Source organism: Proteiniclasticum aestuarii, assembly GCF_017368455.1.
Taxonomy (GTDB): Bacteria; Bacillota; Clostridia; order Clostridiales; family Clostridiaceae; genus Proteiniclasticum; species Proteiniclasticum aestuarii.
Genome location: NZ_JAFNJU010000018.1, coordinates 1 through 22,757 on the forward strand (window position 1 = coordinate 1; position 22,757 = coordinate 22,757).

17 protein-coding genes are annotated in these 22,757 nt (G+C 40.5%); 3 read left to right on the forward strand and 14 right to left on the reverse strand.

Going from position 1 to position 22,757, the window contains the following annotated elements; all coding sequences use genetic code 11:
- Window positions 1–391 precede the first annotated feature (391 nt).
- The 11 genes from J3A84_RS14855 to J3A84_RS14905 all read right to left on the reverse strand — a co-directional run bounded on the left by J3A84_RS14855 (window position 392) and on the right by J3A84_RS14905 (window position 14,633).
- Window positions 392–1,765, reverse strand: coding sequence for a DUF4301 family protein (locus J3A84_RS14855; RefSeq protein ID WP_207600840.1), 1,374 nt, complete (start codon window positions 1,763–1,765; stop codon window positions 392–394).
- Between the two features lie 364 nt (window positions 1,766–2,129).
- Window positions 2,130–3,659 carry a sulfatase-like hydrolase/transferase gene (locus J3A84_RS14860; RefSeq protein ID WP_207600841.1) on the reverse strand — a complete coding sequence of 510 codons (1,530 nt, stop codon included), beginning with the start codon at window positions 3,657–3,659 and terminating at the stop codon, window positions 2,130–2,132.
- A gap of 566 nt (window positions 3,660–4,225) precedes the next feature.
- Complete coding sequence (gene galE, locus J3A84_RS14865) at window positions 4,226–5,221, reverse strand: UDP-glucose 4-epimerase GalE (RefSeq protein ID WP_207600842.1); 996 nt, start codon at window positions 5,219–5,221, stop codon at window positions 4,226–4,228.
- A 285-nt stretch (window positions 5,222–5,506) separates the two neighbouring features.
- On the reverse strand, window positions 5,507–7,021 hold the full coding sequence (gene murJ / locus J3A84_RS14870; protein ID WP_207600843.1) for a murein biosynthesis integral membrane protein MurJ: 1,515 nt from the start codon (window positions 7,019–7,021) through the stop codon (window positions 5,507–5,509).
- A gap of 210 nt (window positions 7,022–7,231) precedes the next feature.
- Window positions 7,232–8,353 (reverse strand): non-hydrolyzing UDP-N-acetylglucosamine 2-epimerase, encoded by a 1,122-nt coding sequence (wecB, locus tag J3A84_RS14875; protein ID WP_207600844.1) that lies wholly within the window; start codon window positions 8,351–8,353, stop codon window positions 7,232–7,234.
- A 38-nt stretch (window positions 8,354–8,391) separates the two neighbouring features.
- The gene (locus J3A84_RS14880; RefSeq protein WP_207600845.1) at window positions 8,392–9,618 is read right to left on the reverse strand and encodes a nucleotide sugar dehydrogenase; all 1,227 of its coding nucleotides are present in this window, start codon (window positions 9,616–9,618) and stop codon (window positions 8,392–8,394) included.
- Window positions 9,619–9,678: 60 nt separating this feature from the next.
- The gene (locus J3A84_RS14885; RefSeq protein ID WP_207600846.1) at window positions 9,679–10,599 is read right to left on the reverse strand and encodes a glycosyltransferase family A protein; all 921 of its coding nucleotides are present in this window, start codon (window positions 10,597–10,599) and stop codon (window positions 9,679–9,681) included.
- A gap of 35 nt (window positions 10,600–10,634) precedes the next feature.
- Entirely contained in the window at window positions 10,635–11,810 is a 1,176-nt protein-coding gene (locus J3A84_RS14890) for a glycosyltransferase family 4 protein (protein ID WP_207600847.1), read from the reverse strand.
- Window positions 11,811–11,838: 28 nt separating this feature from the next.
- The gene (locus J3A84_RS14895; protein ID WP_207600848.1) at window positions 11,839–12,564 is read right to left on the reverse strand and encodes a WecB/TagA/CpsF family glycosyltransferase; all 726 of its coding nucleotides are present in this window, start codon (window positions 12,562–12,564) and stop codon (window positions 11,839–11,841) included.
- A 7-nt stretch (window positions 12,565–12,571) separates the two neighbouring features.
- A complete protein-coding gene (locus J3A84_RS14900; protein ID WP_207600849.1) occupies window positions 12,572–13,987 on the reverse strand; it encodes an O-antigen ligase family protein in 1,416 nt (471 codons plus the stop codon).
- Window positions 13,988–14,048: 61 nt separating this feature from the next.
- Window positions 14,049–14,633, reverse strand: coding sequence for a sugar transferase (locus J3A84_RS14905; protein ID WP_207600850.1), 585 nt, complete (start codon window positions 14,631–14,633; stop codon window positions 14,049–14,051).
- A gap of 271 nt (window positions 14,634–14,904) precedes the next feature.
- Between J3A84_RS14905 and J3A84_RS14910 the strand changes: the two genes are divergently transcribed.
- Complete coding sequence (locus J3A84_RS14910) at window positions 14,905–15,930, forward strand: LCP family protein (protein WP_207600851.1); 1,026 nt, start codon at window positions 14,905–14,907, stop codon at window positions 15,928–15,930.
- A gap of 65 nt (window positions 15,931–15,995) precedes the next feature.
- Complete coding sequence (locus tag J3A84_RS14915) at window positions 15,996–16,136, forward strand: hypothetical protein (protein WP_242694286.1); 141 nt, start codon at window positions 15,996–15,998, stop codon at window positions 16,134–16,136.
- A gap of 546 nt (window positions 16,137–16,682) precedes the next feature.
- Here the strand turns inward: J3A84_RS14915 and J3A84_RS14920 are convergent.
- Both J3A84_RS14920 and J3A84_RS14925 read right to left on the reverse strand, forming a co-directional pair.
- Window positions 16,683–18,206, reverse strand: coding sequence for a lipopolysaccharide biosynthesis protein (locus J3A84_RS14920; protein WP_207600852.1), 1,524 nt, complete (start codon window positions 18,204–18,206; stop codon window positions 16,683–16,685).
- A complete protein-coding gene (locus J3A84_RS14925; RefSeq protein ID WP_207600853.1) occupies window positions 18,199–19,389 on the reverse strand; it encodes a glycosyltransferase in 1,191 nt (396 codons plus the stop codon). The genes J3A84_RS14920 and J3A84_RS14925 overlap by 8 nt, the downstream gene beginning before the upstream one ends.
- Window positions 19,390–19,700: 311 nt before the next feature.
- Between J3A84_RS14925 and J3A84_RS14930 the strand changes: the two genes are divergently transcribed.
- Entirely contained in the window at window positions 19,701–20,822 is a 1,122-nt protein-coding gene (locus J3A84_RS14930; protein WP_242694288.1) for an IS110 family RNA-guided transposase, read from the forward strand.
- 382 nt (window positions 20,823–21,204) lie between these two features.
- Here J3A84_RS14930 and J3A84_RS14935 read toward each other — a convergent pair.
- A partial coding sequence (locus J3A84_RS14935; protein WP_207600854.1) for a glucosaminidase domain-containing protein occupies window positions 21,205–22,757 on the reverse strand: 1,553 nt, incomplete at its 5' end.

The following is a 22,757-nucleotide window of genomic DNA, read 5'->3' on the forward strand; positions in this document are numbered from 1 at the left end:
AAGATCCGAAGGCATTGAGCAGCTGCTCCCTTGGAATCCTCAGGTCAAAAAAGAATGCTCAACATAATAGTCATTTCGGCGACCGTGAGGTCGCCTTCTCTATTTCCATCATAGATTATCTCATACCCACTTGTTCTAATACATACATCCGATTAAAGAGCGCTTACTATCAATCCTATGAAGTCTTGCAGCTGTACATAAAGTAAAGAAACAGGATCAGACTTTTCTTCTGAAAATCTGGTCCTGTTTGCTGATTGCTATATGGAGCGAGAGGAAGCCATCTCCTTGATGCTTGTCTCATGATGGGACTCCTATGCCTTCTATCTTTCAAAGTAATCCATAACGGTATTTTCCCCGAAGGGGATCCGACTGTGGATCTGATTTCCCTATGCTACTCAGCACTCCTCCCCTTTCTGCAGGGCTTGAGGAGATCATTTACCTTCTTCACTGGATGGAAAGTACTTAAAGGCACTTCCACAAAGAGTGTATTCCAGTTGTCCATGGCACCGTTCCAGAGTCCTGGATATTCCAGAGCCTGAATGTCTTTTCCTTTATAGGTTTTTCTGCTGATGAAGTATCTGTCTTCGTTGACGAAGTCCAGCAGATTGAATTTTCTTCCCCTGTGATCCCTCACAAAACAAACTAGATCCACCGGGTTGAAGTAGGCAGAACTTTTGAAATGTTCCATCTGCTCTGGATCCTTTAAATCGATCTCCGACTTTTCGCAGATCTGCAGATCCGAGTACTCCTTACTTTTCACAACAAAGGGTCCGCCGCCGGGTTCCCCTTGATTTCTTACCACGCCACATACTCTTAAGGGTCTGTTCAGGAAAGACAGGGCTTTGTCCCTTGTCAGGTCTCCTTCATAGTCGATATGCAGAACACTACAAATGAGATCCTCCACAGCGCTCTTGTCATAATCTTCCTGAAGTATGGCTTCAATGACTCCATCGATTCTCTTTTTGGTCTTGTAGCCGATGGAAGCAAGGGCTTTCTTCGCTACTACGGTATCTTCCACATAGTCTCTATGACAGACATTATCAATGTTCTTGATGAACAGGATGTCCCCATCCAGGTCATTGAGGTTTTCGATGAGGGCTCCATGGCCGCCAGGCCTGTATAGAATCTGCCCCTCTTCAGTCCTGAAGGGATTGTTCTCCAGGTCCACCGCAAGTGTATCCGTTTCCGGCTTCTGGAAGGAATAAGTGACTATAATGTTCTCCCTTCCTACCCGAACAGATTCAATGAATGTATTGAAGAGTGCTTCATGATTTTTTGAAATGGTGAAATGATACTGTGAATTTTCTTCATTAAGATACCTTTCCCCTTCATAGAGATGCTCCTCGATGGGTGTGGCCGAGTAGCCTTCATAGGCGTTCATTTTGATCAATGCCTTCGGCAGACTGCCATAGTTCATACCGCTGGCACCAAGAAGATGCTCAATGATTCTGATGCGATTGGAAGGCACATCCTTTTGGAGATGCTCCTTCTCCATGAATCCACTTAAATCCTTATAAAAAGCGAAGTCTTCCAGCTCCTCAAAAAATCGTCTGATGGACTCCGTCTCAATTTGATCAACCTTATATTTGTATAAATCCTCGAACATTCTGGTGGCTACGCCACTGGCTGGAATGAACTTGACGCATTTCAGCTTCCGATACTCCTCACTGATTTCCGTAACGGGTGTCAGATGCTCTTTTGTTACTGCAGATTCTACCTTTACATAGTTCGTGCCTTTTCTGAATTTTTCAATACTCTTCTCCATGAGATCCCCCTTTTAAGATTTATTAACCAAATAGTGTTCGGCTGTTATTTTCAAGAAGTATTATCGCACCTTCTTTGGGCATAGTTGTAAAAATATTATCGTTATGTCTTTTACCACAAATTGACACAATATGGCACGCTGAAAAATGTTGTTCAATTCTCTTCTCGACCAAAATCTATACCAACTCACAAAAAATTAAATTCATACCAGTATCGAAGCTGATTTATGGTCATTTGAAATTATAAATTATACATATTGATATAATCAGCATCGATATCTTAACACCCGATTCAGTATTGTATTTATTTATGTTAATCAATATCCGTGGTCAAAACGTCATGTTTTTTTCAAACCCATATAAATTTTAGTTTGGATAGAGGAACTCATTATCATAGAAACTGGATTTCTGATTAAGTTCTGAGTACATTTCAGCCCCGTATACTTCATATAGTGTCTTTTCAGATGAAAGCAGATTCGTACCCAGCGCTAAACGGTCACCATCAATTGTTACTCCTAAACTGGCTAATGTCGACGGGTAGTAATCATAAGAATTGAATTTTCTGTTCAGTGTATTTTCAGGGACTATATCTTCTGGTACATTAATAAATGCATTGTAGAGTGTTCTTGAATAACCTTCAGGTAGATCAAGAGCAAAATCTGAATCCATCGTCAAATGATCCCCAACAATCACAACTGTTGTGTTTTCATAAAAGTCCTGTTTCGCTACCCAGTCAATAAAATCAGATACCTGTCTTGACGAACAGGCAATCACGTTAGCATATTGTTCTGAAAACTTATTTTCACATAATTCACATACATAGCCATCCTGATGATGTGTATCAACTGTAAGCATAGTGAAATTAAATGGTTCTTCTTTTTTTGATATCTCGGTAAGCTGTTCTTTGGCCATTGAAAATAGTTTCTGGTCTTCAAACCCCCACCAGACTCTATAATCGCTTGGTATTTTATTTTCTTTTTTTGCCCAGTTATAGTCTAATAATTCATAATCACCATGTTGTCTGAAAAAAAGCTCTCTTCCACCAAATGCAGCTTCGGAACCTATCATAAGATAGTTCTTATACCCATTACTTTGCAGTACATCCCCTAAAGACTCAGCTCCTGGGAAAAAGGATGAGTAGCTTCCCATACTGTTTCCCTCCAATGGAATATTAAGAGGAAGTCCTGTTGAATGAGCAAACATTGATGCCATAGTCCATCCTGTGCCCACTCCCCCTAAATTCCCACCTAATTGATTGTTGTTGGAAAAGGAAATGTTGGATTTTGCAATTTCTGTAAGCTCAGGCATGTAGTTTTCATGGAACGCCCCTCCTTCATCTATAGAACTATAAGTATTCTCCATTGATTCTAAGTAGAGAAAAATAAGATTGCGTTTCTTGTCTGGAAATCTCAATTTCCCTGCAGAAAACACATAATTCTCTTCAATAAAATTTGAGTCAGAAAATTGAACAGATATAAATTCTTTAAAGTGAAACTGTTTATCCATTATTTTGAAAGAGTATCTAAAAATGAGCACAGCTGCTACATTTAGCAGAATCACCATAGTCGAATATCTGAGTTTAAATATGGTGATAGTCTTTCTTCTTTTTTTGAACTTCAATAACAAGGAATACTTCAGATTCTTCTTCTTAAATAACCTTAAGAGAAAATACGTAAAAAGAATGGCACCTGCAGAAGGGAATATTATATTGAATATGGCAGATGTCATAAAACTTGTGTCTGAACCTTCCAGTGGAACCTTTAAATGAAAGATAATCTGTGTCATATTGAGATTACTGAAATTAGAAATCAGCCATAATACGCTACTTAAAAGAAAAACACTTAGACTAACTGTGGTTACAGTTAGTGTTGAAAACCACTTGCTTTTATTACTCATCGTCCACTTCCTTCCTTATGATCAGAGAAAAGTGTTCCGCAATAAATTTAGATATTGCCCCTAGGAACAAAGCAAAAAGATTACTGAATACAATCGCTTTAAGACTGAGAAAATCAGGATTTAAATTGTGATTCACAAAAGTGAAATCAATCTTGAAAAGGGTTTTGAGAATGAATAGATTTAAAATCAGAAAAACCTGAAAAAGAACAACTGCTCTTTTTAGGTTTTTCAGTAGTTCCGTCATCTTATTAGAACTGAAGATAATCAGCATTAAAAAGTACGGAATTAGAATTATAAGAAAAAACGTCATGAGAAACTCCCTTCCAGAAAGCAATAGGTTGATATTCTATCTCAGCATTGCTCTACCACGATAAGAATCAAGATTTTTCAAACATAATTAGATTATATTCGAAGATTCAATAAAATGATATCCGTTCGATTCATTTTTGATTTGATTTACTATAATTATTTTAGTAAGTAAATATTACCAATTAGATACCATTCTAACTTATATTTAGCAGTGTATTGATTACGTGTTATGTACTAATTATCAGAAACTCGCTGTTTTACTCTTCCAGTCCCTGTTCAAATCTCCAAGAGTCCCTGACCATATCATGGATGCTCTTCTGTGCTGTCCATCCCAGTTCCACTTTGGCCTTCTCTGCATCGGCATAGCAGGAAGCGATGTCCCCTGGACGCCTGTCGCAGATCTCATAAGGCACTTTCACCCCATTAGCCTCTTCAAATGCATGGACCAGTTCCAGCACCGATGTACCTCTTCCGGTACCCAGGTTATAGATATGGACACCCTTACCCAGTTTCTCAATGGCTTTTACATGACCGATGGCAAGATCCACCACATGGATATAGTCCCTTACACCGGTTCCATCCACGGTGTCGTAGTCTTTACCGAAGACGCTTAATTTTTCTCTCTTCCCTTTAGCCACCTGGGTCACAAAAGGCATCAGGTTGTTGGGAATTCCATTGGGGTTTTCCCCGATGAGACCACTCTCATGGGCACCCACGGGATTGAAGTACCTCAGCAGCGTAACGCCGAAGCCTTCATTGGCACTAGCCGTATCCGAAAGGATCCTTTCACTCATGGCTTTGGTTTCTCCATAGGGATTGGTTGTAGGAAGAAGTAACATGGTTTCCTTGAAGGGAACCATGTTATCTCCATAGACCGTTGCTGAAGAGCTGAACACAAACCTGTTCACCTTATGTCTAACGCAGGCGTCTGCCAGCACCATGGTGCTCACAAGGTTGTTGTAGTAATAAGCCAAAGGTTTTGCCACAGACTCTCCCACAGCTTTTAGACCCGCGAAATGAATGACTCCATCGATTTTATGCGTGTTAAAGATCTTCTCCACTTCCTCCCTGTCTGTCACATCCACCTCATAAAAGGTGATTTCCTTTCCGGTGATCTCTGTGACCTTATCCAGAGCTTCCTTTCTGCTGTTGACAAGATTATCTGCCACAATAACCTCATGACCTGCCTTGATCAGTTCTACGCAGGTATGGGTGCCGATGTAACCTGCTCCTCCAGTGACAAATATATTCATTCCACGTTCCTCCATTATTAATTCTGATCATTGCCATGCTTCGGAACCCTATATTTATTGAAGGGATATCCATATAAGCAAGTATCAGTATTTATTTATCATCTCATAAACCATAATACAACAAAACAGAGTCTGGGTCATCCCTAAAAAGAATCAAACTCTGTTTAAATATATTTTATACATATATTATTTAAAATCCATAGCATGAAATTGTAGAGTGGAGTCATACCAGAATCTATGAATCCGTGAGTTTTACCCTCTGACCAGATACTACTCTCCTCCAGACTAGAAATGCAGCTTTTCTCGAAAGAGCCTCATGACATTTCTGACTTCATCGATTCTGAGGCTCAGAATCAATACGAAGTACAATGCTCCCGATAAAAGTATGGAAATGGTAAGACTCAGATTACTGCTCATTTGAGAAGAAAGGATTTCCATAAGCCCATAGGCTGCAGCGCCCATGACAAGGGATGCGAAAGTGATCTTCACGATTTTTCTCATCGTATCTCGTAATCCGAAGTGCACCATTTTCTTCCGCAGACTTCTAACAAGAAGGTATGTGGTCACAGCAGCAGAGATGCTCGTTCCAAGAGCCAGGCCCCCTATTCCGAGAAATCTTGAGAGAATCAGATTAAGTACGATATTAAGACTAACACCGATCATGGCGTTATAAGTGGGTGTTTTCGTATCTTTATAGGCATAGAACACTCTGGAGAACACTTCCCGCAGACCAAAGGCAATCATACCCAGCGCATAGAAGAAGAGCGCCTGGGCTGTCATCTCCGCAGCAGCCTCATCAAATTGTCCTCTAAGAAACAGAAGATCGATGATGGGTCTTGCCAGCACCATGGCCCCCACCGTTGCCGGAATAATAAGCAGACTGATGTAGACGATGGATTCATTGATCACCTTTTTCAGACCGCTGAAATCCCTGCTGAGCACCTGCTTAGACAGGCTGGGATAAATCACTGTAACCACCGGAGCGACAAAGAGTCCCTGAATAAATGTATTTAGCCTGTTGGCATAATTCAGTGCAGAGATTCCACCAACTGCCACATTGGATGCAATGTTCTTGTCCACCAGCACGTTGAGCTGATTCACCGATGTACCGATGATGATCGGTACCGCCAGAATCATCATCTCCTTGAGATAGACATCTTTTGCATCAAGTACCATCTTGTAGTGAAATCTGTTTCTGATGACGGAGGGAAGAATAAAAATCAGCTGAATCAGAACCGATGCCACAAGCCCATAGGCCAGAATCACATCATTTAACTGATCTGCCAGATAGAAAGAGAAAATAATGACCATATTCATGGGAAGGCTGATCAGTGCCGGAATGGTGAAGTTGTCCTTCAGCTGCAGATAGGCATTGAGAATGTATATCATTCCGGAAAAAGCGATCCCGAAAATACTGATTCTGGTGAAGCGTATGGCCATCTCCATGGTTTCCCCCGTGAATCCGGAAGCAAAGAGCATGACGACCTGAGGCGTGAATACAAGAACCAGGACTATGATCAGAACCGATAGAATCACAACGCTGTTCATGATATTGGAAGAAAAGCGATGCGCCTCTTCTTCGCCATTCTCCTTCTGCACTTTGTGATAGATGGGGATAAAAGTCGTCGCCAGTCCCGTACCCACCAGCGCAAAAATCGTGGTCGGTATGGTCTGCGCTATAAGGTAGACGTCACTGGTTGCGGACGCACCAAAAAAATAAGTCAGAGCGATTTCCCGCCCGAACCCGATGAGTTTTGTGAATACGGTGATGATCATTATGATTGCAATGTTTCTCTTCATATATGCTATTTGAAAGCAGCTCTGCCTTCGTCCTCCATTATCCTCTCCGGATCCGGATTCCCTTAGCCTAAGCCAAGGAAGGGATCCGGAAGTTCTCCTCATTACAGGAAATGAGAGAAGTGATTCTCTCATTTCAACCTCAGTTTCCATTATCCCCTTTTTTGATCTCCATTGCACAGAAATTTCACTTTCTGACGCTTTATGAAAAACCTACTCGATCTTCTCTCTGAATCGATCGATAATCACATCCGCGATCATGATACTCGCCTTCCCATCGCCATAGGGATTGCTTGCATCGGCCATCTTCTGGTATGCACCCTGATTATGCAGCAGTTCGTCAAGGATCTCATAGATGGGCTCTTCCTCTGTACCAGCAAGTCTGAGCGTACCGGCTTCGATTCCCTCAGGACGCTCCGTAGTGTCACGCAGCACGATGACAGGAATATTAAGGGATGGTGCCTCTTCCTGTATCCCCCCGCTGTCTGTCACAATCAGATAGGACCTGGCCAGAATGTTGTGAAAATCCATGACTTCCAGCGGTGCAATCAGTCTGACGCGATCATTTCCGGAAAGCACTTCATCAGCCACTTCCTGAACTTTCGGGTTAAGGTGCACGGGATAGACAACCTTCACATCCTCATACTTTTCCACAATACGATTGATGGCTCTGAACATATTGCGCATGGGCTGACCCAGGTTCTCTCTTCGATGGGCTGTCAGCACAATCAGTCTCGATCCCTTTGCCCAGCGAAGAACCTCATGATCATAGTCCTCCATGACGGTTGTCTTCAGGGCATCGATGGCTGTGTTGCCTGTCACGAAGATGTTCTCTTTCCTCTTGCCCTCTGCCAGGAGATTTTCCCTGCTTCTCTCTGTGGGGGCAAAGTTCAGATCCGAAACAACGCTCACAAACTGCCTGTTGGCCTCTTCCGGAAAAGGAGAATACTTGTCATAGGTCCGAAGGCCAGCTTCCACATGTCCCACCGCCACCTGATTATAGAAGGCGGCGAGAGCCCCGGAAAAAGTGGTGGTGGTGTCGCCATGAACCAGAACGAGAGCCGGTTTCACTTCCTTGATGACGGAGTCCAGTCTCACGAGCACCCTGGCTGTGAGATCGGTGAGCGTCTGATTTGCCTTCATGATATCCAGATCATAATCAGGAACAATCCTGAAAGCATCCAGCACCTGATCCAGCATTTCCCTGTGCTGTGCTGTAACACATACCACGGTCTCGATTTCTTCCCTTTTCTTCATTTCCAGAACCAATGGTGCCATTTTAATGGTTTCAGGTCTGGTACCAAAAATCACCATGACCTTGATTTTCCTCTTCATTGTCTGCTCCTTTCCTGTCCCGATGGATTTTCTCCATATCAGAGTAGTTCAGCATCTTCAAGTCCTGTCACATTCTTCGTGTCAAAAACAACCAGCCCCTTCAATCTGTCCAGATGATTTCTGAGGTGATCATGCCCTACCATGATGACAATCATTTCCAGCCCACTGAGAAATGCCTCAAAATCCATGACCTGCCCTTCCACCATTTTATCTCTGACATGGGGATCATAGATTCTGATGCCATGATTGAGGTTTTCTTCCAGAATCTCAATCAGCTGCAATGTAGGACTTTCTCTTGTATCATCCACATTCTCCTTGTAGGTAAGACCATAAAGACCCACTTTCTTCAGAGAGGAGATTTTCTTCTCCTTCATAATGCCGAGCATTCTTTTTCTGACAAACTCCGGCATGGCATCATTGATGTCTCGGGCAGCGTGCACAAGGCTTGTGAGCTCTGGATAATCTCCCACAAGAAACCATGGGTCCACTGAGATGCAGTGGCCACCCACTCCTGGTCCCGGCTGAAGGATATTCACTCTCGGATGCTTGTTGGCGATTCTTATGATCTCATAGACATCCATATGATCATTTCTGCAGATCTGTGCCAGTTCGTTGGCGAAAGCGATATTGATGTCCCTATAGGTATTTTCCACTACCTTAGACATTTCCGCGGAGCGAATATCCGTAAGGACAATCTCTCCCTTGCAGAAGCTACTGTAGATTTTCTTTACTATTTCGGCAATGTCCATGGAATCTGCCCCGATGGTCCTTGCATTGTGTTCCAGCTCAAAGATCATATTCCCAGGTATGATTCTTTCCGGTGCATGAACCAGATGGACATCCTCTCCGATGTTCATGTCTCTTTTCATGATCTCCGGTCGCACATAGGTGTCAATGGTCCCTGGAGATACCGTGGACTCCATGATCATGATGGTCCCTTTTTCGCATACATCCAGCACATTGTTCACAGCTTTGATGAGATAGGCCGTATCAATTTTCTTGCTTTTTCTTATGAAGGGTGTCGGGACCGACAGAATATAGAGACTGGTCTTCAGGTACTCTGTACTGAACTGTATGCCGTTCTCCCGCGCTTTCTCAAAAAGAACTTCCAGCCCCTCTTCCCTAAAGGTGAGTTCACCCTGGGAAAGCCTCTGCACCAGGTTCTCATTATAATCCGTTCCCACCACCTCAAGACCGCTTTTTGCCAGAATCAGCGCAGTGGGCAGTCCGATATATCCTAGTCCAATGACATTTATTGCTTTCATTGCCTTCAGCTCCTCTTTCTCTTTCCTGATTCATCCATATCTTTCATGCTCTGACTTCCTTCAAGATCCCATCCTTTTCTTTCTTGCACGATGAAGTCTTCCGATGAGGGGACTCAATGCTTTCACCGACCATCCAAGAAGATTCATCTCTTCTGGATCTATCTTCTGTCCTGTAAGCATCCTGAACTCCAGGTAACGATACCAGATGTAGATTTTCGATGCCAGCGGGACTATCTCTTCAGACTTGGGAAACACCTCTCTCAGTAGTATCCCGTAATAGGCAATCATGCCATGGGCATTCTTCGTCTTGAATGCATCGATATTCTTTGTTATGCCCTCTTCCTGATATTCCTTGATTTCCACGACATCGGAAATGCAGAAGAGCTTATGATTCATGCCGATCTGATCAGTGATGTAGGCTTCTGGCACAAACTTTGCCTCCTTCAGCTCCGGATACCGGTATTTCCTGATGAGATCCGTCCGTATGAAATCCACACAGTCCTTATAGGGCCCTTTACTGATGCCCGAAATAAAATGGAAATCCACATAGGAAGAAATGAAGGGATCCGCAGGAAAGGGCTTACCGATGAAGGTGCCATCGGGCTCCTTAGCCCTTGCCATGACCCCGGAAAACGACATTCTGTCTTCTTCCGGAATCCCCTCCCATGTCTGATTCAGTGTCTCAAGCCCATGGGGAAGCATCCAGTCATCCGAATCCACTATGAGAAAGAGTTCTCCTTCCGCTTTTTCGATGGCCAGATTCAAAGCGGTGTGTTTCCCTCCGTTTTCTTTCCAGAAATAACGAATTTTCATATCAGATGTATGACTGTAGTCCTTGATGAATGATTCCGTATCATCTGTAGAACCATCATCTGCAATGATTACCTCGAAATCCTTATAGGTCTGTTTCTCCAGACTCTGTAGGGTTCTTTCGATGAGATTTCTTCTGTTATAGGTTGGTATGGCTATAGTAAATCGCATGGTACCTCCCAGATAGATGAGATCCTATCGTAAAATCAGGATTCCTGAATCAGTTCCAGCTCCTCCTTCAGAACAACCGCTCCAGCACATTTAGCTTGGATGTAGGCGGAAGCTTTTTCCGACTTCTGAGCATAAAGAATGGGATGCTCAATAAGCTCAATGATGGCTGATGCCATTTCTTCTGGTCCTTCACAGAGATATCCGCATCCATCACAGACAAATTCCGGTATAGCAGTATTATCCGACACCACAGGGACCAGTCCGCTGGACATAGCTTCGCACATGGACACCCCCTGTGCATCCTGTCTCGTGGGCATGAGAAGAATGCCGTTTTCTTTGTGCTTTTCAGCAATCTCAGTTTGTGACAGCATTCTATTTTCAATGTGCACATTGGACAGACTTCTTATAGGCTCCACAGTTTTCTCGAAAAGCCTTCCCTCTCCGTACAGACTGAATCTGAGCTTCTCGAAATGCTCAGACTGCTGAAGCTTCAGTATCGTTTCCACCATGAGATCGTTGGCATATTTCCTCGAGTGATAGGGTCTCACATTGAAAATATGATAGCGCAGGCCTGACTCTTTTTCCCTGTATTGAAACAGCTCATCATTGACCACATTGGGGATGACCCGATAATTTCGGATGGTGGCTGGCACTCCAGTATCTTCTTCCAGCACTTTCTTCATCCAATGGGATACGAAGACAAAGGTTATATCTCGCACCTTCTGCTGCATGATGAGTCTCCTCACGAAGTTCAGCTGAATCCGGTTCAGTGGGATGTAGCCTAGAAACTTCAGTAGTTCTCTGGGGTCTGGTGTAAGATTGAAGAGTCTTCGCGTCCAGGAGAGCGCTTCCACCCCATGCACCCAGACGATGAGGGGTGTATCCGGTGTTTCGGATAACACCACTTCCATGATGGCTTTCCAGGCGAAGTGGATGAGAATCTTGTCATACCTGTGATTCTGGAGATAGGTCTTCAGGTTTCCATGGGTTCCTTCATGTACTGGCACATCATCGATCCGATAGTGCTTTATTTCAGGTGTATTCATGTTTTTTCTGTATGGACTGCCAGGAACGGAGAATACTTCCACAGAAAGATTCTCTTTCAGATACCCGAGCACCCTCTGATGCACAAAGGAATTATTATAAGGATTCTCTCTACTTGGATATCCCGGGGTGATGACAAGTATGCAGTTGTTCTTCTCTTCGTTCATGGTACCCTCCTAAGATTCTTTACGCCCTTTATACTCTTCCCTTCTTTTCCTTTCGAATCAGTCGATAGAACCGGAGCAGATTCATCTGCCTGAAAATTCTGCTTGGATTCTTCAGCAGCCTATAGAGCCACTCGATTCCCATGTCCTGCATCCATACCGGCGCTCTTTTCACGTATTGACCAAGCACATCAAATGATCCTCCGACGCCCTGAAAGATATTGACGCTTAGCTTATCCTTGTTCTCGCTGATCCAGTACTCCTGTTTCGGTGATCCAAGAGCTACAAAGAGAATCTGTGCTCCAGACTCGTTGATTTTTTGGATCAGGTCTACGTCCTCCATATGGTACCCATCCTGGGTTCCTGCAATCTGAATCCCTTGGAATCTCTCTTCCAGGTGCAGCTTTGCCGAGTGAACAACCTCGCTTTTCCCACCTAAAAGAAACACTTTATAACCATACACCGAAGCCATCTTACAGAGTCTGATCATGGTGTCAATACCGGTGATTTTGGTCTGCAAATGACCTCCCAGCTTTTTCGATGCCATGAGGATTCCGACTCCATCCGGAATCAGGTAATCGGCTTTTCTCACGAATCCCGCAAGGAATGGATTTCCCTTGATCTTCATGATCTTTTCCGGGTTGATGGCAACAATGACTCTCTTCCTGTCATTCTCGAGATCTTCCCTTATTTGGAAAATCAGTTCATCATAGGTTGTGTCGACAATCTGGAGGCCCATGACACTTTCTCTTTTCATCGTTTCCTCACCTCCCAGGTGATACGTGACTACTCCGTTCCTTTGTTTCAGCAGTGAGTATGCCTATGATCACTGCCAGGTAGAAACTGACTGAAGGAGACACAAATACATGTCCTGCAAATAGCGCGATACCGAAAGCCAGGATCACAGAACAGATATAATATGGCAGAGGGCTTCCGGGCTTTAATACCAGCCAGTCTCTAAAAATTCTTTTCATTGACTTTCCGAGACTGCCTAGTACGATCAACCAGTAGAACAGCGATCCTATGATCCCGAAATTGAAGAAGATATCGAAATAATCAATCTCAATGATATAGGACTTGATCTCCTCTTTATCAGTACGGGCAAACTGGGTGAGGCCGAAGAGCTTTTCAGCCGGAGCAGCCCGATCATAAATGAATTTTCTTACAGTGAAATACTCATCTCGCCCGCTGAATACAAGACTCATCAGTGCTTCCTCATTATCAAGAAGCCCTTCAATACCGAAATCCTCTTTGATGTCCTCCTCACTTTCCGCGTTCTCCTCATCGATGTTATCCTTATACTGATCAATCAGCAGATTATTATGCAGATTCAGATTAATGCCTATGGGTGTTACGGGCACAAGCCCAATAGAGAGCAGCAGTAGAAGAGAAATTGTGACTAAGGGTTTCAGAATCGGTGTCTTTCTACTTCTTGCCTTTCTGACTGCATGCAGCAGAATCAGATAGAGCAGTGTCATGATTACGGATAGCGCCACCACTTTCGTGCCAATCTGATAATAAAGGAATGTGTAAATGCCAAGGAGCAGAACTTTGAAAATCGAATGCAGCTTTGTTTTCTCCAGTACATAATAAATCAGGATAGGCGTCAGAATGCCTAGAAGCGCACTGACCTCGTTGGCGGCAAAGAACCAGCCCACAGAGCCGGTCTTGCCGTATTTGTATGCATTGTAGTCTGTGTCCGTCAGCATGGATAGTGCCATGATGGATGCGACAAAGATGCCCCCATAGACCAGCATTCTTATGATATAGGGCACGTCTTTCTTTTCAATGAGCCTATTCAGGCTCAGTACAAGAAACGGTAGATAAAATGTCTTCACCATGGTGATGCTTCCCGTGATCATTCTGCTGAAGCCGAAATTCCGGGTGCTGAAGATGGAGTGCACCACAGCATATACAAGAAACAGGATAAGCAGAACCTTGGCTGCCTTGTCCGATGCACTCAGACTCCTTCGACTTATAAATGTATAGAGCGTGTATAGGAGAAACAGCCCTTTTGCTGCGATTCCTATGCTCAATGAGATTCCGAATTCTCTGATGCCAATGGATGTGATGACATCCATGACCGGGTTTAAGAGTATAAATGCGATGAGAACTCTTGTATAGGGTTCCAGCAGCTTGAAATGGATGATTTCTTCTTTTACTTTATGTTGAACCTGCAATGTTACGTCCTCCTTGGAGCGCTTTATTCTCTTTCACATCGTGGCTATATCATATTTCAGCTTACTTCCCATGAAACACTTCCAGCGCCGTCATTCCGATAATCTTAAGATCAAGAAGAATGTTCTTGTGATCCTTGTAATATAAATCCAGTTTCAGCTTTTCATTCTGATCTTCTGTATCCCTTGCCTTAACCTGTGCCCATCCTGTGAGCCCTGGTCTCAGTTTGTCTATGCCCATTTCCTTTCTTTTCTCATTGATCCACCCTTCATTGGGAATAAGAGGTCTTGGACCTACAAAAGACATTTCCCCTTTCAGAATATTGATCAGCTGAGGCAGTTCATCCAGACTTGTCCTCCGAAGGATTCTTCCAAGCGGAGTCACATAGGTAGCAGCATCTATATCCTTCGCTGCAATACTTGGCGCAGTGGTAGTCATGCTTCTGAACTTCAGAATCTGAAACAAAGCACCATTTCTGCCCAGCCGTTCCTGACGAAAGATCACAGGTCCGTCCCCCTGACTCATTAGAGCTACCCATATCAGAGCCATCAGTGGAGCCAAAACAATTAGAAATAGCAGCGACAACGTCACATCCGTGACTCTTTTGAAAACCCGATAAAATCCTGCGCTGTGTGTCCATTTATTCATATATATCCTTCTCACTTCACTTTAATAAACCAAGTATAATGGAACCTACTCTTAATTGGGTTACAACAAAATTACCATGGACATATGAAGTGAATCTGAAAAATCATGAATGAATTTATTAACTTTTATGGCAAACTCCCATAAAGTCGTGAATGAAAACATGTTTTTTGAGATATAGCTGAAGAAAGAGAATGTGTCATAACACAAATCCATATTTGATTTTCTGGAAATATAAATTATACTTAAGAAAACATGTGGGAGAATTGAAAAAATGAAAAGTGAGAACAGAGAGAGTCCTCTTGAAAATAAAGTTGATATAAAAGAAAAAAGCAGTCTAGCTGCTCCCTATAAGATCATCATCATTGCAGGTGCATTGATCATGGCAGTGCTGACTGGACTTTATATTTATTATATTAAGACCTATGAAGAACTGGAGTATATTGAAATTCCTGAAACAGATGAAGAACTTGGGATTACAGAAGAGACTGAAGAAGTGATCAATATTTTCGAAAACAACAAATCTATCATCAACATCCTTTTATTTGGTGTGGATAAAAGAAGTGATGAGGAAACCGGACGCTCCGACGCCATCATGATCCTGACGATTGACCCTGTGCATAACACAATAAAGCTCTCCTCTCTCATGAGAGACTCAAGAGTGAGCATAAAAGGATATGGTGAAGATAAATTAGGGCATGCGTATGCCTATGGAGGACCAGAACTTGCGATTCATACCATAAATAACAATTTTAGAATGAACATCAGATATTTTGCATCCATTAACTACGGTGGACTGATTCATGTCATTGACTCCGTTGGTGGAATTTATGCGAATATTAAAGAAGATGAAATAGAGATGGTCAATAAATACACCAATGATACCGCTTATGTGGAAGGGATGTCCTATACTCCAATAACCGAAAGCGGATATCAGCTGCTTGACGGTGTTCAGGCTGTGGGGTACTCAAGAATCAGAAAAGTTGGAGATGGGGATTATGAGAGGACACAAAGACAACGAATCGTATTGTCTGCTGTAATCAGAAAACTTACAGACCTCAATATAGTGGAACTTCCTGGTGTAATCCAGGACCTGGCACCAAATATACAGACCAATATCACTTCAAATTATATGTTGAAAGTTGGAACCAGCATTTTAAATGCTGGCATAAAAGATATCAGACAAGCCCGTTTCCCAAGCGATGAGAATTCTCATGGTGAAATCATGAATGGCATTTGGTATCTGGTTTTTGATAAGCTTAAAACCAGAGAAGAATTAAACGAATACATATTTAATTAATAGACTTAAATAATATAGATATTCTTGTTTAGATTGTTGCTTGACAAACAACAGAAGCAATCGAAATGATCTACAGATTCTCCAGCGGATCTGCGAGGCTGGTCAATAAAGTCTGTACCAGCTCTCTGATCTATGGATCCCAGAATGGGAAGAGAATTATTGATGACCACATGATCAAGCTGGTCATCAATGGAGAGTTGACTTAATGAAAATGGCAAGTCCAAAAAGCTTGCCATTTTCTCCAGCAGTTTGCGGACACTGGACACCGTCAGTTTTCAGACATTTAAATTCAGCATTAACACTCACAGTTTTAACCCTAGCTAAGCAAGCTCAGCTGAAGATAAAACCGATTCATTGAGAAGATTATCTCATAGTTTTATTACACATAGAATCCATGCATTTAATGACCGCTTACCATGAATCCGGTGCACGGTTCGTTGCTTATTAAACCGCTCTAAAACAAATAATAAAAAACTCCCATCTAAGTATTCATGAAATTTTTGCTATTTCAAGTATTATCTTAGATAAGAGCTCATCAGTATGACAGCAAAGGATTAATGGTTCACCTAAATAGGATTATTAACTGGCAATAGCTGTCACAATTAACTTCTATACAAGCACCCTTGCTAAGCCACATATTTTTATCGAGATGAACTAGTTGTTTTTTCTACTCTCAACGGCTTAGTAAAAATTATAAATAATATTGTTGGAGATTTCGTTGTTATAGTACCATTCAGAACTTTTTTGGTTATCTAATTGTCTTTCTTAAGAAAAACACGTTTAACAAGGCCTAACATATACTCAAATTCATTAGTAGATCTATAAACACAATAGAATAATGCATTAGGTATAATTGTAACCAGTATTATACGTAAAAAGAAACTCAAAAATCCATCCGTATTTATTAGGCTCACAATATATAACATCACTCCACTAGTTATTAGAACAAAAATGAATTTATTGATGTATCGTTCGAAATAATCTCTAACTTTTAGATTAAATCCATATTTATACAATACATAAGGTTCTACCCATAGAGAAGTTGTAATTGAACTGATCAGTGTTCCTAAAAGAACACCAAATACACCGAACTCAATTGCTAACAAAATAGAAAAAATTAAATTAATTAGGGCTTCAAAAATTGGTTTATATCTATCATAATAGAATATACCTAATGCATCACGAAAAGTAAGGACACTATGTCTCATTCCTCTAATATAAAAATTTAATGCAATTAGTGCGACTACATAATCAGAAAATAAGTATTGGGAACCTAACCAGAGTTTAATAAATGGATTTAATAATATTAGTAATGCTATTGATGAGAAGCCGTAAATCCAATACCCAATAAAATCAATTTTTTTGAATATATCATAAACCTTATTTTTACTTTCTGTAGCACCTAGATTCCCAACGCTAGCTGTGATAGACTGAAATAACATATCATATATCACTTTTAATGATGAGATAATAAGTAAATAATTCGAGTAAATTCCTACTTCAATAATCCCAACATATCTTGAAATCAGCAGATTATCAGTTCCAGTAACAACAACAGCCCCAACACGATGAAAAAATAGGGCTTTGATGTTCTTTACTATCTTCTTTTTATCATAATCATCAATTTTAGTAACGTTTTTTTCACTCAAGAATGGATATATCCTATTTGCCTTTCGGGAAATAAGATAGTTCTCGGTGAAAACCACAAGAATTTGGATTAATAGAAATCCAATATAGTTTCGTGTGAGAACTAAAACCAATATCTGCATAACTTTTGTAACTAATATTCCAGTATATTGATATAGTATATCAATATACTTTTTTTGATCAGCAATTATTAGTGATCTTTTATATGAAAAAAAATAAGATATCGATGAATTGAATAAGAATAACCAATAAATGAAATTTATATTTTTGACACCTGTATCACTAGTGATGAATAAATCTAGAAGAGGAGTAGCAAGCATACCTCCAATAAATATGATAGACCCGATTCCAAAATATGCTTTTCTAAAAAGTCTCATTAAAGTTTTTAACTTATCTATATCATTATCTGCTAATGGCTTATAAATACTATATACGATAGCTGATCCAACTCCTAACTCTGCTAAAGATAGGACCGACAAAATATTCGTGAATAATCCATTCAAACCAAGATATTCTGCACCGAGTAGATACACGAAAAGTGATCTTGTTATAAAATTTAATGCTAATCCCAAGACTTGTGCTATAACTGAGAATTTAGCATTGCGAATACTATGGGTAGTTCTACTCATGATTGTCACCACCCAATTTACTTTTTTTTGCTATATGTTGCATATAAATACTTTTTAATTTATTAACTATCGTATCCTCGCTAAACCGATTGATACAATCTTGTCTTATCTCGATGGGATTGTATTTAGAATAGTTAGAGATTATTTGATCCATTGAATCTGTTAATTGTTCTTCATTATCAACATCAATCAATACTCCATTAAAATCATTAACAATATTATTAGGCCCTCCAGATCTAGTAGCTATTATAGGCTTCCCTGATGCAAGAGCCTCGATGAAAACAATACCAAATGTTTCATGTCTACTCGCTAATACAAAAACACTACATTCGCGCATCTGTTTCTTTACTTGATCTCTAGATAGTCTTCCTAAAAATCTTACCCTATTTTCTATCTTTAATGTTTGAGTTAAACTCATTAAGTTCTCCTTCTCTTCACCATCGCCTCCAATTAATAATTTGCATTTTTGGTTTTTCATTTTTGAAAAAGCACTAATGAGTAAATCAACTCTTTTCTTGTATGTCAAAAGACCAATGCAAAGAAAAGTAAAATCATCACCATCCTTATTCTTAATAATATTTTCTTCTAGCTTAAATTCATTAATATTTACAATGTTGGGCACAATCTTTACGGATCTATCTCCTATATAAGGTTTTAGATCTTTTGACAACCCTGGTCCAACTACAATTATTTCATTAATTATATCATTAGCCGATCTAATTGCTTTTTTTTGTATGTTTGTAATCATATCTCTTGAAAAAGCTGTTGAATGTTCTGTTAATACTATTGGTATATTGTACTTCTTTGATATATATGCTCCTAATACACCACCCCATATGAATGAATGAGCATGAATAATATCTGGCTTTCCATATCTATCAAATAAATATTCTATCATTTTTATAAATTTTCTCTTCATAAATAACATGCTTGCTAATTTTGATTTTGGAATATAAGCATAATCATTACTTCGGATTGTTACAATTCCATTTTCTGTTCGATTCTCAATTTTTGTGTTTACATCACTATTAAATATTTTCTTCATGCTATATATCTTTGGCGGCACTACCACAAATACTTTATTGTCATCTTTCTTTAAAGCAATTGCTTGTTCCTTGAAAAAAATCCCTTCTAATGAATCTCTATGAGAAGGATACCATGATGGGATTATTAGAATTTTCATAATTATAATCATTCCTTTCGCATCGCTCAAGGCACAAAACGACATTAAAATGTTGCCTTGGCTTTTATTTCAGTTCTATAATGCAATCACAGAAGTGATGACATACTACAAATCACGGGGAGGTGAGTGGTTACTTTTGATAACAAAAGAGCCCGAATAATTATATGTGTAGATTATCTTTGCAAGTACAAATAAGTGTGCTAAGGAGCACGGAACCTTATCTTTGTTAAGCAACTCTCGTTTAAGACTAGATAATCAGTCACTGTCTCCCTTCTGTAGATTTCGAGCTTACGCTCAGAAAGGAGAACCTTATGGCCTTGAAAATTGTATACCCTATCTGTTGTGGTATGGATGTCCACAAAACCTTCGTTATCGCCTGTATTGCAGAGACTGATAAAAAAGGGATCACCACTTATAAAAGCCATCGCTTTTCAACCTATACATCCGGATTGAAATCGCTGTTACAATGGCTTCTTGATCATGAATGTGCTGATGTGTGTATGGAATCCACCGGTAAATACTGGATTCCTGTCTTTAACATTCTTGAGGAAAAATGCAAGGTGGTTCTTGCTCACCCCAAATACGTGAAAGCAATACGAGGTAAAAAAACAGACAAGAAAGATGCTAAATGGATTGCTGACCTGTTTAAGCATGATCTGATTTCCGGCAGTTTTATGCCCCCTGCTGACGTCCGTCAGCTGCGAGATCTTGTGCGTTATCACAGCAAACTCACCAATATGGTCTCCAGCGAAAAAAACCGCTTCCAGAACAGCCTCACAGTCTCAAATATACAGTTGGCAAATGTCCTCACGGACACATTGGGGATAAGTTCGATGAAGATCATCAATACGATCCTGGCAAATCCGGACGGGCCAATTGAACTCGAATCGCTCATTCATGGCTCTCTCAAAAAGAAACTGCCTGAGCTGTCGCTTGCAGTAGATGGGATTTTTTCTCCAGAACAAGCAGGTAAAATTCGAGTCATCATGAATCATCTGGACAACTTAAAAACCCGAAAAGATGAATTGGAATTACTGATCTACCAAATCGCAGTTCCCTACAGCGCTCAAATAGATCTCATTCTAACGACCCCAGGTATCAAAAGCACCTTATCCGCAATCAAGATCATCTCAGAAATCGGTGTCAACATGGAGGTCTTCCCTTCCGCTAAGCACTTGTGCTCCTGGGCAGGTCTTACCCCGACCAATAATGAAAGTGCGGGAAAGAAAAAATCTGTTCGGGTTTCCAAAGCCGGGTGTTATATCAAGCCGCTTCTTGTACAATGTGCTACCGCTGTCGTGAAAAGCGAACCCCCCCCCCGAGATTCGCAACCGCTATCTTCGACTCAAGAAAAGACGCGGTCACAAGAAAGCAATCATTGCCATCGCAAGAATGCTTCTAACCGCATTGTACAATATGCTGAAAAACAATGAAGTCTATAATGCGGAATTATACAAGAAGTCTGATATTCTCCCGATAGATCGTGAGATCTCAATTGAGCAAGCCATATTAATTGCAAAACAGCAGGGTTATAGAATCAAGTCAGCATCTTAACTCGCCTATGATAGTGATCTCTACTCCATCACCAAGATGGTGTAATTGTCATGCACTGAATCAAGCGGTTTGTTAACTTGTACATTTTCAACCTTAACTCCTTTAGATTAGCTCATATTATTAGCTTTATTATCAGACAAGTAAAATAATTCATTACAATTGTTAGATTAACAACATAATAAGAAGACTTAGACCCATATTATCACGAGTCTAAGAATTCATAAACTAATACAATCGAATACATTTGTTAGTAAGACACATCTATCTGTATACTGGTAAATCAAAAGAGAGTGTTACATTGTATTTTGAAGCTGCGTTTACTAATGATGTCATTATTTTGTTTTGTTTTGTTGCCCATTCGATATCTGTAGCATATTGATGCCACCCCGAAGGATTTGCAGGATTCCACCTCATTTTATATAAGGTATTTTGCATATAATATTTATTATTAATATATTGCCTTGAAATCCAATCAGCCCCCCCTATTATCGCACTTTCTATAGAAAACCATCCATTAGTATAGGCAGTTTCTGACCCCTTCTTTAATGCGTCTCCATCTACAGCACCAATTCCATACATATTGTAAACGATCCTAGGTTCAACAGGTTCGCCATTAACTGAAGTGACCAATACACCATTTGATAATTCTGATGTACCATTACCTGTTTCAAGTCGAGAATGAGCAATTAAATATAATTCATTTATATTACACTTTAGTGATGCAGCTATAAAACTTTCAGCTTGGTTTTGTAAAACCCCTTTACCTACAAGTTCACTATTTAGATTTGCTTCACTAATTCCTGATGTTCCAGACAATACTATGAATTGATACATTCCAGTGTCAAGAATCGGTACATTCTTTTTATCACCTAATAGTATTACATAACTAGCAGAAATCCATCCTTCATTTAGTCCTATCTTGATTTTGTACCAACCATCTACTTTATCCAACAAATCAAACATCTCATTCTTTCCCACTACTGCAATAACTTGCTCTGTAGAAGATGGACCCTTCCTCACATTTAATGAATCTGTGTTAATCTGTACTCTTGATTTCAATAGATTATTAGTTGTATCAACAAACGGAATGAAATTATTCGGATTCATCTGATATTCAACTTCTTCCCGTGTAGCTGCAACCTGAACAGAATTGACGATCTTTTGTGGATTCTTTTTCATTTGTTCATTTAATGCAGCTTCAAAATCAATAAGATAATATGAGTTATTGTACACGTACTCTCCAAACATCTCTATATGGTTATATTTATATTCATCATACTCATTTTCGCTACCTTTAGATCTAACATGAACTCCATATAAATAACTTCCTTTATATTTAGGAATCCAAATCGCGCTATTTTCTTCACTGTAACCCTGAATCATCGTCCATAGATTCGTGCTCAGATCCTTCACCCAGAACTGATAGAGTGCCGTAGTTTCAGAAATGGCCTTCGCCTCTATTCTTTTTATTGAACTTATACTATCATTGCCGTAAAGCACTAGTGATTCAAACGTTGCTGGTTTTGGCAGTCTGATTGTTATGGGGTTATACTGGTATGCGTCAAAACTCGCCTGGCTCAGACTGTCCTTCACATGCACCCCGTACAGATACTCCCCGGTTTTTTCCGGAGTCCATTTTGCCGTGTTTTTTTCACTGTAATCCTGAATCATCGTCCATAGATTCGTACTCAGATCCTTCACCCAGAACTGATAGAGTGTCAAGGTTTCTGACTCAGCCGTGGCTCTTATCTCTTTCTCAATATCCAGCACAGGAACTCCTTCTATGCTTACCTCTCCCAGTGTTGCTGGTTTTG